Annotated in this window: 7 protein-coding genes and 1 pseudogene; 4 read left to right on the top strand and 4 right to left on the bottom strand. The window is 67.9% G+C overall.

Translation table 11 applies throughout. From position 1 onward, the window contains the following. Positions 1 to 98 precede the first annotated feature (98 nt). The 3 genes from ABT001_RS32025 (at position 99) to ABT001_RS32015 (ending at position 6,647) form a co-directional block, all read left to right on the top strand. Positions 99 to 1,643: an AbfB domain-containing protein gene (locus ABT001_RS32025; protein ID WP_351284810.1), complete on the top strand. Its 1,545-nt coding sequence runs from the start codon at positions 99 to 101 to the stop codon at positions 1,641 to 1,643. Positions 1,644 to 2,181: 538 nt separating this feature from the next. Then, positions 2,182 to 6,063, top strand: coding sequence for an ALF repeat-containing protein (locus ABT001_RS32020; RefSeq protein WP_351284808.1), 3,882 nt, complete (start codon positions 2,182 to 2,184; stop codon positions 6,061 to 6,063). A gap of 2 nt (positions 6,064 to 6,065) precedes the next feature. Beyond that, positions 6,066 to 6,647 (top strand): hypothetical protein, encoded by a 582-nt coding sequence (locus tag ABT001_RS32015; protein WP_351284806.1) that lies wholly within the window; start codon positions 6,066 to 6,068, stop codon positions 6,645 to 6,647. Positions 6,648 to 6,759: 112 nt separating this feature from the next. Here the strand turns inward: ABT001_RS32015 and ABT001_RS32010 are convergent, their stop codons facing one another. Then, entirely contained in the window at positions 6,760 to 6,981 is a 222-nt protein-coding gene (locus ABT001_RS32010; RefSeq protein WP_351284805.1) for a hypothetical protein, read from the bottom strand. A gap of 709 nt (positions 6,982 to 7,690) precedes the next feature. Here ABT001_RS32010 and tpg point away from each other — a divergent pair. Beyond that, positions 7,691 to 8,091 (top strand): annotated as a pseudogene (gene tpg, locus ABT001_RS32005) (telomere-protecting terminal protein Tpg); the annotation flags it as partial. A 225-nt stretch (positions 8,092 to 8,316) separates the two neighbouring features. Here the strand turns inward: tpg and ABT001_RS32000 are convergent. The 3 genes from ABT001_RS32000 to ABT001_RS31990 form a co-directional block, all read right to left on the bottom strand. Further along, entirely contained in the window at positions 8,317 to 8,694 is a 378-nt protein-coding gene (locus ABT001_RS32000; protein WP_351284804.1) for a CU044_2847 family protein, read from the bottom strand. A gap of 80 nt (positions 8,695 to 8,774) precedes the next feature. Continuing rightward, positions 8,775 to 9,908 (bottom strand): WD40 repeat domain-containing protein, encoded by a 1,134-nt coding sequence (locus ABT001_RS31995; RefSeq protein ID WP_351284802.1) that lies wholly within the window; start codon positions 9,906 to 9,908, stop codon positions 8,775 to 8,777. Continuing rightward, positions 9,883 to 13,080, bottom strand: coding sequence for an nSTAND1 domain-containing NTPase (locus ABT001_RS31990; RefSeq protein ID WP_351284800.1), 3,198 nt, complete (start codon positions 13,078 to 13,080; stop codon positions 9,883 to 9,885). The genes ABT001_RS31995 and ABT001_RS31990 overlap by 26 nt, the downstream gene beginning before the upstream one ends. Positions 13,081 to 13,362: the final 282 nt, after the last annotated feature.

Here is a 13,362-nt window from a genome sequence, read left to right as displayed (position 1 = left end):
TGCGGAAGCTCCGCTGCAGCACGAACCGGATCACCGACATCGTGAAGGCAGTCCTCGTCCTCCACCACGCCTCAACATGAGGTTGGAAAAGGCTCACTGTGACGGCATTGGCCGCCGTCACCGGTGCGGTCGCACCGGGCGCCGCAGTCGCAGCGTCTTCCGAAGCGGTGGCGCAAGCCGCCGGAATCGGAACTACCGACGTCCAGCGCGTCGAGGCCGCCGCAGCGGTCCGACTCGACCCGACCCCTGATGTGCTCCTGCTCAGCGACTACGACTTCATCCACGCCATCTGGCAGAAGGCCCGGGACGCGGGTGAGGTGCTGGACTCCGTCCGTACCGCTGCTGAACAGGCGATGGGCAGCACCCTCCCCGAGGACCATGTCCAGTTCATCGTCACCGGGATCCATGAGGCCCACCAGCTCGACCAGCAGCGTGAACGGGATAAGGCTGAAGCCGAACGGGCTGCCCGCTACGCCAAATCCCAGGCGCTCCTGGCAATAGGCATCCCGGGCGCTCCAGAGCTTCTTGCACTCAGCGACGACAACTTCGTCCGCGCGATCGCGAAGCACGCTGCCTCCGGCCCTGAGGTCCGGTCTGCGGCCCTACTGGCACTGGTAGGGGAGGAGGCGGACTGGCGAGAGTTCATCATCAACGGCGCCCGCGAGGCTCACAAACGCGACGTGGCCAACGAACTCGCTGAGCTCGAGGAGCAGGACCGCAAGGAGGCCGAGCGGCGCGCGGAGTTGGCCGCCCGTACGAGCACCGCCGCGTTGTTCCGCATGGCGCCCACGGAGGCCATGCTCAACCTCAGCTCCGACAACTTCATCCGGGAACTGCTTCGCAGTGCTCCTGCCGACCTGCTCGGCACCGAGCTCTACGCCGAAGGCCAGCGTGCCGCCCTCAGCACGGACGCAGCCGACTGGAAGGAGTACATCCACACCGGTGCCGAAGCGGCGTACAAGCGCGACGACGCCGCCCGGCAAGCGAAGCTCGCCGAAGCCAACCGTAAGCTCGCCCTGCAGATCCAGGCCGCCGCGGAGAACAGCGGCGTCAACCCCAACCTGGCGGCAGGGGCCAAGAAGGCACTGGCCGGCAACGACAACGATGTCGCGAACTTCCTCAAGGAAGACACCCAGTACCGGCTCAAGAGGCAGTCCATCAAGGCGAACACCGTCGGCCCCGCCGGATACCTGCGTCAGTCCGCTGCGGACGGCGGCAAGGCGACCCTCGACGACCTGACGACCGGCAGCACACAGGCCGACCGTGAGGACGCTACCTGGGTCGTCGTGCCCGCCCTCGCCAGCAAGCCGGGTTGCTACTCCTTCGAGTCGGCACGCAAGCCCGGCTACTACCTGAAGTCAGGCTCGACGGAGACCGATAAGTTCGGGCTCCGCGTGCAAATCGCCGCAGATGACCGGAGCACGACGTTTCGTCAGAGTGCCACCTGGTGTGCCGGTGAGCCTCCTTATGGCCCCCTAACGGGAGTGGCATTCACTCAAACCATCGGTTCGAAGGAGCGCTGGCTGTCACCCACGACAGGTGACATCTACGCGCACGAGAGCTGGATGTTCGTTCTCGTAACTGGGTCCACCGCCGTTCGCTCGATGGCCACTTGGCGGATCACCTCTCCTCTCGCCTCCTGACCTGTACCCCACGCGCTCGCTCTACGGGCCGCCCCGAGACGGTCCAGCATGCGCGCGGGGCGCATCCCGCGGCCCGCGTCCGACATCCGGTCCCACCGTGACGTGACGACGGTGCCGCAGCTGCTGGGTTCGGCCTTCGAAGCCCCGTTGGCCGGAACTGGGTGGCCCTGCCCGTGCCGCAGTGCCGGCCCGTCTCCTTCAGCGACAGCAGGGGAGGCGGTCCGGCACTGCCGTGGTGAGCATCTGTCAGGCCCGCCGGTGTGCGGAGTCGGGGTGAGGGCGCGGGCCAAAGGGATGCGTCCGAAGTGGCCGACGGCAGCGGGCTCTGGGTGGAAGGGAAGACACGCGGCAGACCAGGTGTGCCCGCCGTCCTCCTGTCCCGTCTTCCGTGTGCGCGCCCCACCGATTTTCCCCTGCCGCCACCGTCGGCGGCAGGGGCTCGTGCTTCTCCCGACCGAGGGGTTTTCCCGTGACAGGCAGATTACGGCCGAGGGCCGGTGCCACAGGTATGCGAGGCTGGACGCGCACGGCGGTATCCGTGCTGATCGCCGTGGCGCTGATGTGCGGTCTGGCGGGGCAGGCCGCCGCCGAGCCGTCTTCTTTCTCTGACAAGGCGGCTGCGCTCCGGCTGCTGTCCGCTCTGCGACACCAGACACCACCTCCCACGGAACCGGTGCGGACCACGCTGGAACAGTCCGGTGCGGATCTGGACCGCCAGTTGGTTGAGGACTTCGCGGAGTTCGACGAGGAGGAGGAGGTTCGCGAGGCTGCCAAGGCAGCACTGGCGAGCACCGACCCAAGTGCCATCCGGTACTTCCTGGAGTACGGCGAGGCGGAAGCACGGCAGCGTGCGCTGGATAAGAAGAACAACACCGATGTGGCCAATCGGAGCCGGATCGAGGCACTGCGGGGTACGGGCGGCTCGTTTTTCAACGCCGAGGTCCAGCGTGTGCTGGCGGGTTCAGCGCGGGACCGAGCCGACTTCCTGGCGTTCGGTGCGGAGATCGCCCGGCAGCGGGACGCGGCCACCGAGCAGAACGAGCAGCAGCGGGCGACTGAGAACCGCAAGCGGGTGCAGATGCTTGCCGCGGTCGGTGGCCCGGAGGTGAAGCGCGCCGCGCAGGCGGCGCTGGCCAGCGGTGACGACGACGTGATCGAGGAGTTCCTGAAGACGGGGTACCTGGTTGCCGCTGACAAGGACGCCGCTGACCGGGCTGCTCATGAGGCGGCACAGAAGGAGGCGCTGGAGGCTGCCGAGCGGCTGAGGAAGCTGGCTGAGAACGCGGCCCGCGCGGCGGGCGCGCGCACCAAGCTGATCGCCGCGCACGGCGATGCCATGAAGGCGCTGAAAATCGCTTCCAACGCGATGAATGCGGCGGGTGCGGCTTCGCGGGAGGCCGATCGGATGCTCGCTGCCGACCGGGCTGGGAAGCGTCTGTCTGACTACGGGCAGGTCAAGACCGAGGTCGCCCGGCAGGTCGGGAACGCGGAGTTGGCCGCCAAGCAGGCGCAGGTGGCCGCCGGGCTGGCCAAGGCGCAGGCCGACGTGTTGGTGGAGACGGGGTTGCCGCACGGTACTCAGTGGTCGGAGGTCGCGGCGGGCACCGCGGCGGCGGTGGAGGCGGCGGTCGGAGCCGCCCGGACCGCGCAGCACGCGGTGGACGCGAGTGCGGCGAACGCCGCGGGACTGAATGCACAGAACCAGGCCGAGTTGCACGAGCAGCAGGCCATCAAGTGGCGGGCCAATGCGGAGGCGCACGCGAAGGCGGCTGCTCTGCTGGCAACCGCAGCGGCCAAACAGGCCGCGGTCGCCGCAGATGCAGCCGCTAAGGCCAAGCAGGCTCGAATAGACACGGAGAAGGCGGAGCAGGAAGCCTGGGACCACGCGGCGAAGACGAAGAGCGCCCGGATCGAGGCTCAGCAGCAGGCGAAGGTCGCAGCCGAACAGCGCGAGATTGCCGAACGCGAGCGTGACCTCGCCGACGCCGCGAGTGTGCGAGCCGAGCAGGAGCAGGCGATCGCGACCGCAGCCAACGCGCGTGCGCAGAGCGAGGGACGTACCGCCTCACTGAAACGGGCCGAGGCACAGGCCGCCGCTACCACCGCCGCTGAGAAGCGCGCGCTGGCGCAGACCCAGGAAGGCAACGCGGCCGAAGCGAGCGAGCGGGCGCGGGGCGAGGAGTCCAAGGCCGCCCAGGCGAGGAACAAGGCCTACACGGCGGAACGCCTGCACAAGGCGGAGGAAGCGAGAGCTCAGGCCGCCGAGGCGCTGGCCGCCGCGGCACGCGGCACCAGCGACGCCGCGGCGGCGCGGGCGGCCGCCGATGAGGCGCGGGCCGCCGCGAACGCGGCCGGGACAGCGGCTGTCGCAGCCCGAAGCGCTGCGGATGCGGCCTCCGGCGCAGCGACGCGGTCCCGGGCAGCGGCCATCGAGGCGACGGGAGCGGCAGCGCGGGCACGGGCGGCAGCGGCTGAGGCCACAGCGCACGCTTCACGTGCTAACGCGGCCGCGAACAAGGCCGAGGCCGCTGCTTTCGCTGCGAACGCGGCGGCGAACAAGGCCGAGTCCGAAGCGGCCGCGACACGCGCCGCGACGCAGCGGGCGCATGCGAAGGCGTCCGAGGCCACTGCGCAGGAAGCCCGGGCGGGGATCGCCGCGCATGAGACAGCCCGGCTGGCAGGGCTGGCCGCGATCAGAGCCAGCCAGTCTCTCCAAGCCGCCGGCAACACCCGGGCGGAGGCCGACGGAGCCGCCAACGAGGCAGCGACGGCGCAGGTCCAGGCCGCAATCGCTGTGCAGGCTGCTACGGCGGCCCGCTTCACAGCGGCAGGGATCGCTGCCCCGGCCGATACCGCCATCACGATGACGGCTCCCTTCACCGGTGAGGACGTTCTCGCCGATTTCGCCGCCGCAGTGGCCCGGTCCGCACTCGAGCTGGGCGCGCAGCAGGTCGCGGCAGCGGAGGCCAATGCCGCCGATGCGCTCAAGGCCGCCGATGCGGCCCAGGAGGCGGCGGAGCGGGCAAACGCGCAGGTGGCTCCGGCGTACGCGGCAGCCGCGGCGGCAGCGCGCTCGTCTGCCGCCGCGGCGCGTTCTTCGGTCGCTGCCATGAAGTCCGCTGCCCAGGCCGCAGAGGACGGTGCCCTGGCCAGAGCTTCCGCGGCACGGGCCGATGAGGCCGACGCCCAAGCCCAGGCCGACGCCAGACTGGCTCGCCGGGCGGCCGACGCCGCCGCTGCGGACGCGTCGGCCGCACGCACCGCGGCCACGCAGGCAGAGGCAGCGGCGGAGCGGGCACGGAGCGCGGCTTCCGAAGCGGAAAACCAGGCCGCGGCCGCCAACAGCGCCGCCTCCTTGGCGGAGAAGGAAGCAGGCGCGGCGCAGAGCGCCGCAGCACAGGCGGAGAAGGACGCCATCGGCGCAGCCGAACTCGCCACGTCCGCGGAAGAACACGCCAAGGCCGCAGAGACCGCGGCTAAGAACGCGGGCACCAGCGCGCGTGAAGCGGACGAAGCGGCGAAGAGAGCTGAGGCGTACCAACGCGAGCAGGAGCGCAAGGAGCAGGAGCAGGCCGCCGGAAGCAAAGAGGGGAGCGAAAGCCTCGTAACGGACGCCGAGGAAGCCCAACGCAAAGCCCTCGAAGACGCCGGCATCACCGTAGAGCAGTACGAGGCGGCGCTCGCTCTCTCGGGGAAGGATCTTCTCGACTACCTGCTGGAGAACGGTGCCGAGCTCTTGGTGGAGCTGATCGCCGAGGACATCATGGCGTGCATCGATGACCCGGACATTCCAACCTGCCTGTGGGCGATTGTCTCCGTCCTACCCGCCGGAAAAGCAATAAAAATCGCTGGAAAGATCCCGCAGATCACCAAGGCGATAATGGGAATAAATGACTTTCTCGAGAAGTCGGCCAAAGCCAAGAAACTGGTCGAAAAGAGCGAGGAAGTCATTGAGAAAGCGTGGAACAAACTTCCCGCCTGCGTGACCGACAAGAAGGAAAGCTCGCCGTCGCTCGCTTCGATGCGTCCGGCAGTTGGCGCGGAAGAACTGTCCACTTCCGCAGCAGCCGCCGAGGATCTGGGTCTCACCCGCGAGCAGTACATCGCGAAGTTGGTGGGAGGCGTACTCGCCAAGGATGAGAAGGGGCAGGATGTCAAGATCCACATGCCGAACGTGGGAGCTAGCGGCCTTGACGTCTACGGCCCCAACGGCGAGTATATCTTCGTGGGTGGAGCAGCCAAAGCCAAAAACCCGGCCGACTTCGGACAGCGTCTCAAGATATCCAAATACGCAGCCGACCAAGCTGGCGTAAAGGCTATTTACTATTTGGCCGACAATACGCCGGATAGTGCTGTGAAGCAGGCCAAGAAGGCATTCGGGGAAGAAAATGTACACATCTTCACACTGCCGAGCTGTTAGCCGTGGCTGACGCATTCATCCGGTGGTACCGGGAAACGGCAGCCGTCTCGGTTCTCGACGAGCAGGCCAAGGTGTTCAAGGAGCATGGCATCGCGCTCGCGCATCCGGTCATGGGCGCGGCGACGGTGCTCAACGTCGAAGGTGACGCCGTCCTCATGCGCCAAGAGGAGCTCAGCCGGCTACTCGGTCTGCGCATCGCGCCTTTGACGATCAACTGGTGGTTCTCCGCGGACACCAATGTGACGGACGCATACGCCTACGAGCCCCTCGGCTGCGAGATCCAGACTTTCTTTCTGGACGGCCTTCACCCCGAAGAGGTGGAGCACGTGGAGTCTGCGGTCATCGCGGCCTCGGTGGCACTTGACGTGCCAACCCGTGCGGTGATCGTTGACCGGCGCGGTATCTCCGATCCGGACGACTGGGACTCGCTCACCTTGTACGACGGAGAACCAGCCCCGCGGTTCCCCGACAGTGTGTGTGCCCAGGAGCAGATCGCAGATAAGATTCTGCAGACTTCACCGGGACTCCAAAAAATGAAGGGGAGGGGCGGACTGTACCGGCTCTCCCCCGCCCACCCGGTCTGACCTGCCCAACGCCGAAGGCCCCTGGTCGCGATTCCAGCGAGGCCTTCGGCGTCGTGGTCAGCATAATTAGGTCATAACTGACTTTTCGCCTACATCAAATGCCCTCTGAGATTCAGCAGGAACCGTTGTGCCACGTGACTGCGGTGACGTTCACGGGTAGGTAGAAGATGTTTCCGGAGTTACTGGGAACGCACAGCGTGAACGTCGACTTCGACCCGTCCGGCCAAATGTAGTAGTACTTCAGGTCTGCGTTGCTGGACGTGTGGTTGTAGTAGGTGAGTGCGGGGGCGTCCCCGGACCACTCCTCGGCGACGGCCACTGATGGGGTCTCCACGGGCGCAGGCTCAGGGAAAGCCCAGTGGGCCCAGACGCAGACCTTGCCCTGCGGGCAGTTGCCGGGGGGCCAAGCTTCGTCGGACGCCCCGTTGTCGGCGGCTGAGGCTCCCGGCGCGGAGAGCATGGCGCCTACGAAGGCGGCGGAGGCGAGTCCAAGGGTGAGGGATCGTGAATGCACGGATATTCCCATCCTGGTCTTTGCGTAAACGAACAAAGCGAAATGTGAATTTATCAAGTTGATATTGAAAAGTCAAGATGTAACCTTTCGGGTTATCGCCCCCATATTCGGTATGTCGCCTATGCGGCCTTGCGTTGAGGACGGCTGGGCCTGGACCTGCGATGTGCCGTCTTCGTGCCAGAATCTTTTTCATCTTGATCAGGTGGCGAGTTCGAGGGCGGCGATGGCTCGGACGACATTACTGAGCCTCGATCCGCCGAGTGAATTCTGATCTTGGGTTTCGGGTGCTTTCGCGTGTGCGGGGCAGGCCGGTTTTCCGGATGACCGTTCCGGTGGCGGGTTCTCCGAGGTTCATAGCCGAAGGAGGCGCCCTGCTTGGCCGGGCCGTAGACCTGCTTGACCTTGGAGTCGATGTCCACGAACCCCACTTCGTCACCTTCGGGACCAGGCCCGTGTGCGCGGCCAGATTGCAGGTGAACGCGCGTGTCGCGGACTGAAGCTGTCGTACGTGTCCCCAGGTGAATGCGCGCGCACCGTCGAGCGGTACGTGAAGGACCAGATCAAGAAGCCCCGCCCCGACGTCGCCAAACGCCTGGACCGTGAGGTGAAGGACCGGTGGCAGCCGCAGATAGCCAAAGAGAAGGCGACGTCCACGGGCGGCATCATCATCGACACCCGCGCCCGCCTCGGCTACACCGCCCCGATCGGCTCCACCCACCAGGACCGCATCCGCCACCTGACCATCGCCCTCCCGCCGGTCCACGCAGCCCGCCTCTTCGACGCCCAGGAGCAGAGTGCGTCCGACGCCCGCCTCCAGGAGATCGCGGCCGAAGCGCTCAAGAGGTCTACTTCCAGGACGGCGGCCGCCGCGCCGGCTCCCTGGACGAGGTCCGGTTCACCGACATCGAGCACCTCGAGTTCGACCTGTAGCAGACCGCACCCTCCAAGAACCCGGCCCCCGGACCTGCACCGATTCCCAGCTCAGGTTGATCGCACACCCCATTCGGGTGATCGAAAGGATGCGACTATTCGTGGTCCCCAGGCTCGTGTAGCTGTCCTGCGATCGAGGCCAGTTGCACGAACCTGGGGGCAGATGGCCGTCATGGGGCTCCGACTTGTCGGTGGCAGCATGACCGAGGCCCGCCGCTGGTGCTGTCAGGCTCCGGATTCCTGGTTCTGTTCCGCCTTCCAGGTGGCGGTGACCGTCAAGTGCGCCTGTCCGCTGCCACTGACGATGCCCAGTTTGAGGTCGTGCCCGAGCTGAACGCCAAAGGTGACGGATACTTCCGCGGGCGGGGTCGCCCCTGTGGTGATCGCGTCGTGCACGTCCTGGACCAGCGAGCCGAGGGGTTGCAGCGTGGTACGCAAGGCGGCGACGGCGGCGGCCGCTCGCCCTCGCCTGGAGACCGGAACGAGCTGGCCGATGCCGTCCGGTGCCCCCTGCTCCGCGTCGGAGGAGGGACTCTTCGCGGGCCGGATCAGGAAGTGGACTGTGGTTCCGTCCGAGAGAGCGAAATCCTGTGAATCGGTCATGCGGATCATTCTGCGGGAAGGACCCCGGCCGGACAGTGGTGTTGCCGGACTCGGTCGCGGGATCTTCTCGTGCCTCCAGGTCAGGTGCAGGGAGGCTGTTCCGGGGTTCCGTCCGGCAGGAGTTCACGCTCGGCGGGGGTGTAGTCGCGGGCCGCGACTTTGCACAGGGCGCGGAACTGGGCCTCGGGACGCAGGTCGAAGGTCCTGCGCCGCAAGGTGAAGGACTCCTTCACCCCTCCGATGAGTACCTCCAGACGGTTCCCCTGCACGGAGGCCACCGCTCCTTCGGGGACGTTCAATGAGGCGGAGTTCTCGGCGTCGGTCAGGTCGTGGATCGTCACCCGGCCTCCCTTGTAGGTGAGGACCCGGTCCCCGGCACCGACGCCGATCATGTACCCGTCCGTGGAGCTGGTCGCGCTGCCGGGCAGGGCCTTGCCCCGGTCGACGTCCCACACCCGGACCTTCCTGCCGCTGGTCTGGACGGCCAGACGGGTACCGCGCTCGTCGAAGGCGAGAGGGCCGGGTGACGGGTCGTCGCTGCTGATGAACGGCGCTGAGATTGGGAGCCCCGTCATGGTCCTGATGTGCCGGGGCGTGCGAAGGTCCCACAACACGATGTCGCCGAACGCGGCGCCGCGCCTGGTCACCGCCACGACCTGCCCGGGGTGGTGCGGCCGGGGGACGAGTCGGCCCTCGGTGAATATGTCGTCGAGGGTGCCCATGCCGGACCGGTCGGGATCTGGGTGGGCCGGGACCGGCCTCGTCAGCAGGGCCCCATTGGCTGTGTCGACCCGGGCGAGGCGTCCGTCGAGCGTCAGCAGGGCGATCTGGCTGCCGCCCAGGGCGGCGACTTCCTCCACCTCACCTCCCTGGTCGTATTCTTCCTTCTCCGCCGCCTTCGCCCCGGGCAGCGCACCGTCGAGAGGCACCTTGTCCTTCAGGCTTCCTGCCGGGTACGCGGCGAGCAGGTTGCCACCCCTGCTCCATACCACGACCCGTCGTGAATCTGCGGTCCAGGAAAGCGTCCAGGACGGCGCGTCGTCGATGAACGGGAGTGGCACGGACTGCCGCCGGGCGCCGGACGTGCCGACGACCTGCAGGCTGCGCTGGTCCGCGATGGCCATGAAGCGCCCGTCCGGGGACATGCTGGTGGCCGCGTCGCCGTGCGTGGCGGGGAACTGCTTGCGGTCATAGCGCTCGGCACGCACGACCATGAGCGCTGTGCCGAGCGGTACCAGGACCGCCGTCCCGCCGTCGTCGCGGGGGCACCACCGCGAGGCCCGCGTCGGAGAGATCCGTATCGCGGGCGCTGGGAACGCGGGCGATGTGGGTCTGCCCGGTCCCGAGGTCGGTCAGGATGCTCTCGTCGTAGAGTCCCTCGTCGGTGCCGCTCGAGGATACGCTCGACGACACGTGGAAGCGCTGAGTGCTGTCCGCGCCCCAGCGGACGTCGAGCAGTTCGGTGCGACGGCCGGGGGCGGTTCCCAGGGGCCGCGCGTACGCGTTGTCACCGTTCAGGCCGATGAGGAGCTCACCACCGGCCGCCAGTCTGAAGCTCGAGACCAAGTTGTTCTTGACGGTGGCGGTGTATCGCAGCCGGGAGGTGCGGAGGTCTCTGATCTCGAGGCGCTTGTGGCCCGGGTCGGGGGAGCTGATGGTCGCGACGGAATCCGGGTCGGAGGTGAAAGCTGCCTCCTGCGCCCCTCTCTCGGGGACGAGCCCGTCGGGTACGCGGATGGGGGCGCCCGATTTGGTCTCCCATGCCTCGGCGAACGGGGGCGGGCACTTGGGAAGGGGGGAGCAGCGGCCGGAGGGTTTTGCGGTCAGCAGGAGTCGCTTGCTGTCGCTGCTGAAGTCCAGGGTGCCGTTGATCGTTCCGGCCGCCGGGTGGATCACGGACAGCGACTCGGGGCGGGAGGAGCCATCCAGTCGCCACAGGAGCACGGCATCGGACGAGCTCGAGGCGGCGAAGAAGCGGCCGTCGGGGCTCAGAGCCTGTTCGTGCACCAGCCCCTTGGGTACGCCACTGAGCTCCCGTGCGCGCGGCGTGCCGCTCAGGGCGCTGGTGACCACGGTGAACCGGGGGCTGTCGCTGCTCCGCATCGAGGTGACCACCAGTACGCGGCCGTCCGGGGTGGACCTCATGCTCGTGGCACGTCCCTTCCAGACTGAGGGGTGACTGGCCAGCAGGTGCTGTCCGCGGACGTATTGGTTCAGCAGGGCCTGGCGTGTCGTGGCGGTCGGCCGGGCGTTGTAGGCAGCCAGCGCGAGTTGCAGTGCCGTGGCGGGATCGTCCGGGGGGCGCGCCTCGGATGCCTGGGCGAGGAGGCCCGCCGCCTGGAAGCGGAGCTGCCGTTCGGCGCTCTGCAGGCCGCTCCAGGTAAAGAGTGCCAGAACGACGGAGAGCACCGTGAGCGCGACAAGCGCTCCCACTGCGCCCCTGCGCACGAGGGTCCTGCGCCGGGAATGGCGGCGGCTCGACTGGATGTAGGCGTGCTCCTCCGCGGAGACGTCCTGGCTGTGTCCCTTGAGCTTGAGGTCCGCCTCGGCCAGGTCCGTGCCGCTGAGCAGACGCGTGGGATCGCTCTTCCGCGCCCGCCAGCGCTCAGCATCGGCGCGTAACTCCTCTTGCCAGGCGCGGAAGTCCCGGGACTCCACCAGCCAGGTCCGAAGGAGCGGCCAGAATCCGATCAGTGCTTCGTGCGCCAGGTCGACGATCTCCTCCTGTCCTGATTCCCCTGCGGCTTGCGAGAGGACGAGGAGTCTCCGCGATGACCGGGTCAGCTCGCGGGCGAGTTCAAGGAGTTCCGGAGCGAGATCGGTGGTGCGGGCGGGCCTGCGGACGAAGGTGTCGCCGTCACCCGGCCGGGCCAGCTGCGCGAACAATCTGGGAGCAAGCTCCTGCTGCTTCCGTTCTAACTGGGAGTAGACACTGTCCGCGTGTCCGGCCAGGGCCCCCGCGATGCCCTTGAACGCGTCATAGGCGGCATGGGTGAGCATCGAATTGCTGCGCTGGTGCCACAGCTCGGTCAGAGCGAACTGGACCAGAGGCATCCGCCCGGGCTCGTCACCCGCGTCCGCGACGATTCTCTCGGGCAGTCCCGGCTCGAACCACAGCCCCGGCACGGCATCGACGGGAGCAGTCACCGCGCGCTTCAAGTCGTCGTCGCTCAGCGGTGCGAGAAATCGCACGGCCTCGCTGACAGCGTCGGACGTACCGACCGTCACCAGCGCGTCGAGGGAGTCGGGACGTGCCGTGGCGACAACCCGCAGGGCTGTCGCACCCCGTCGGCCGGCAAGGCCGGAAAGCATGTGGAACAGCTCGCACGCCTCGGCGGGCACGGCACGTGCGTACTCCTCGAACTGGTCCACGAAGAGCACGTGCCCGGCACTCGGGCCGCGGGCCAGAATCCGTCCCCGCAGCGCCACGAGGACGTCCGGGCCGTCGGCGAGGAGCCAGGCCAGTTCCTCGGTCCTGACGAGGCGTTCGATCTCGTCGAGCCCCGGTTCCAGGACATCGGTCAGCACGTGGGCGAGAACGGAGGTCGCCCTGGCATCCGGGACAGGACGCAACTCGGACACCCTGACGCCCTGGTCCCGTAGCCGGGGCAGCACCCCGGCACTCATCAGGGAGGACTTCCCACACCCCGAGGGCCCGACCACCAGCACCACTGGCCTCTGTTCAAGAGCCTCCAGCATCCGGGTGGTGTCGGCGTCACGACCGTGGAAGAACTGCGACTGTTTCTCGGTGAAGGGCTCCAGCCCCCGGAATGGGCAACACGTCGGCATGATGTGCTCATCGATCAGATCGGCCGACGGCAGCAAATAGGCAGTGCTCTCCCCTCGGTGAGCGGCCACGGTCATGCCGACGACCCCGCCCTGGGCGCCGTCCCACACCGGGGATCCGCTGAACCCTTCCGTGACACGGGGCCCGGGCAGGTGCGCCTCCATCTGCAGGAGCCCCGCAGCCATGCCGGCGCGCAGAGTGCCACGCACCCAGACTCCGTGATCCGCACCGTCCGGGTGACCGAACGCACGGAACGGGTGCTCCCAGACTCCGGTGCCGTCGACGAGCCCCACCGGCCTTGCCCCCTCGACGGGCCGGTCGAGCCGCAGCAGCGCGACATCGGCTCGCCCGTGACGCCAGGAGACCACGCTTGCCCGCGCGGAGGGCCGGGTGGACAGGAGCGGGAAGTCGAGACTCACCGACCCGCTGGGGGCCTCGCCCATGGGCGCCGGGAGATCCAGGGCCTCTTCGACGACGTGTGCACAGGTGCACACCAGGTCCGCGGCAATCAGAAATCCGGCCCCGGCCACGTCGCCGTTAACCGAGAATATCCGCACCTGCGAGGCCCCCAGGACGTCACTCCGAAACTCCGCGGCCATGGCGCTGCTCCCTTCCCGTCCGGATGCCATACCACGATCCACCGCTACCGCTGGAAAGACAACTTGCCGCGCTGGTACCACTGTTGGCGTCACGCCGAGGCTGTCGGTGCCGGTGCGCCATGACACCTACCGCAGCTTTCGCAGACCGTCAGGAACTGGAGCCCGTCTGGGGCTTCACCCCCGCACTCTGAACAGCAGGAGGCCCTCACCGATCGCGGTGAGGGCATCTTGCCGTGCCACGGCGAGCGGCGGCCGGTACGGACAGCCGCCGACCGTGGTGCG

This window comes from Streptomyces sp. NPDC002793 (assembly GCF_040295485.1).
GTDB lineage: Bacteria > Actinomycetota > Actinomycetes > Streptomycetales > Streptomycetaceae > Streptomyces.
This window is presented reverse-complemented; position numbering and strand designations above follow the sequence as displayed.

What these genes read in the sequence shown, in the direction of transcription:
- ABT001_RS32000 (WP_351284804.1), bottom strand. Translation starts at nt 8,694, where the DNA reads ATGACCGATTCACAGGATTTCGCTCTCTCGGACGGAACCACAGTCCAC.
- ABT001_RS31995 (WP_351284802.1), bottom strand. Translation starts at nt 9,908, where the DNA reads ATGGTCGTGCGTGCCGAGCGCTATGACCGCAAGCAGTTCCCCGCCACG.
- ABT001_RS31990 (WP_351284800.1), bottom strand. Translation starts at nt 13,080, where the DNA reads ATGGCCGCGGAGTTTCGGAGTGACGTCCTGGGGGCCTCGCAGGTGCGG.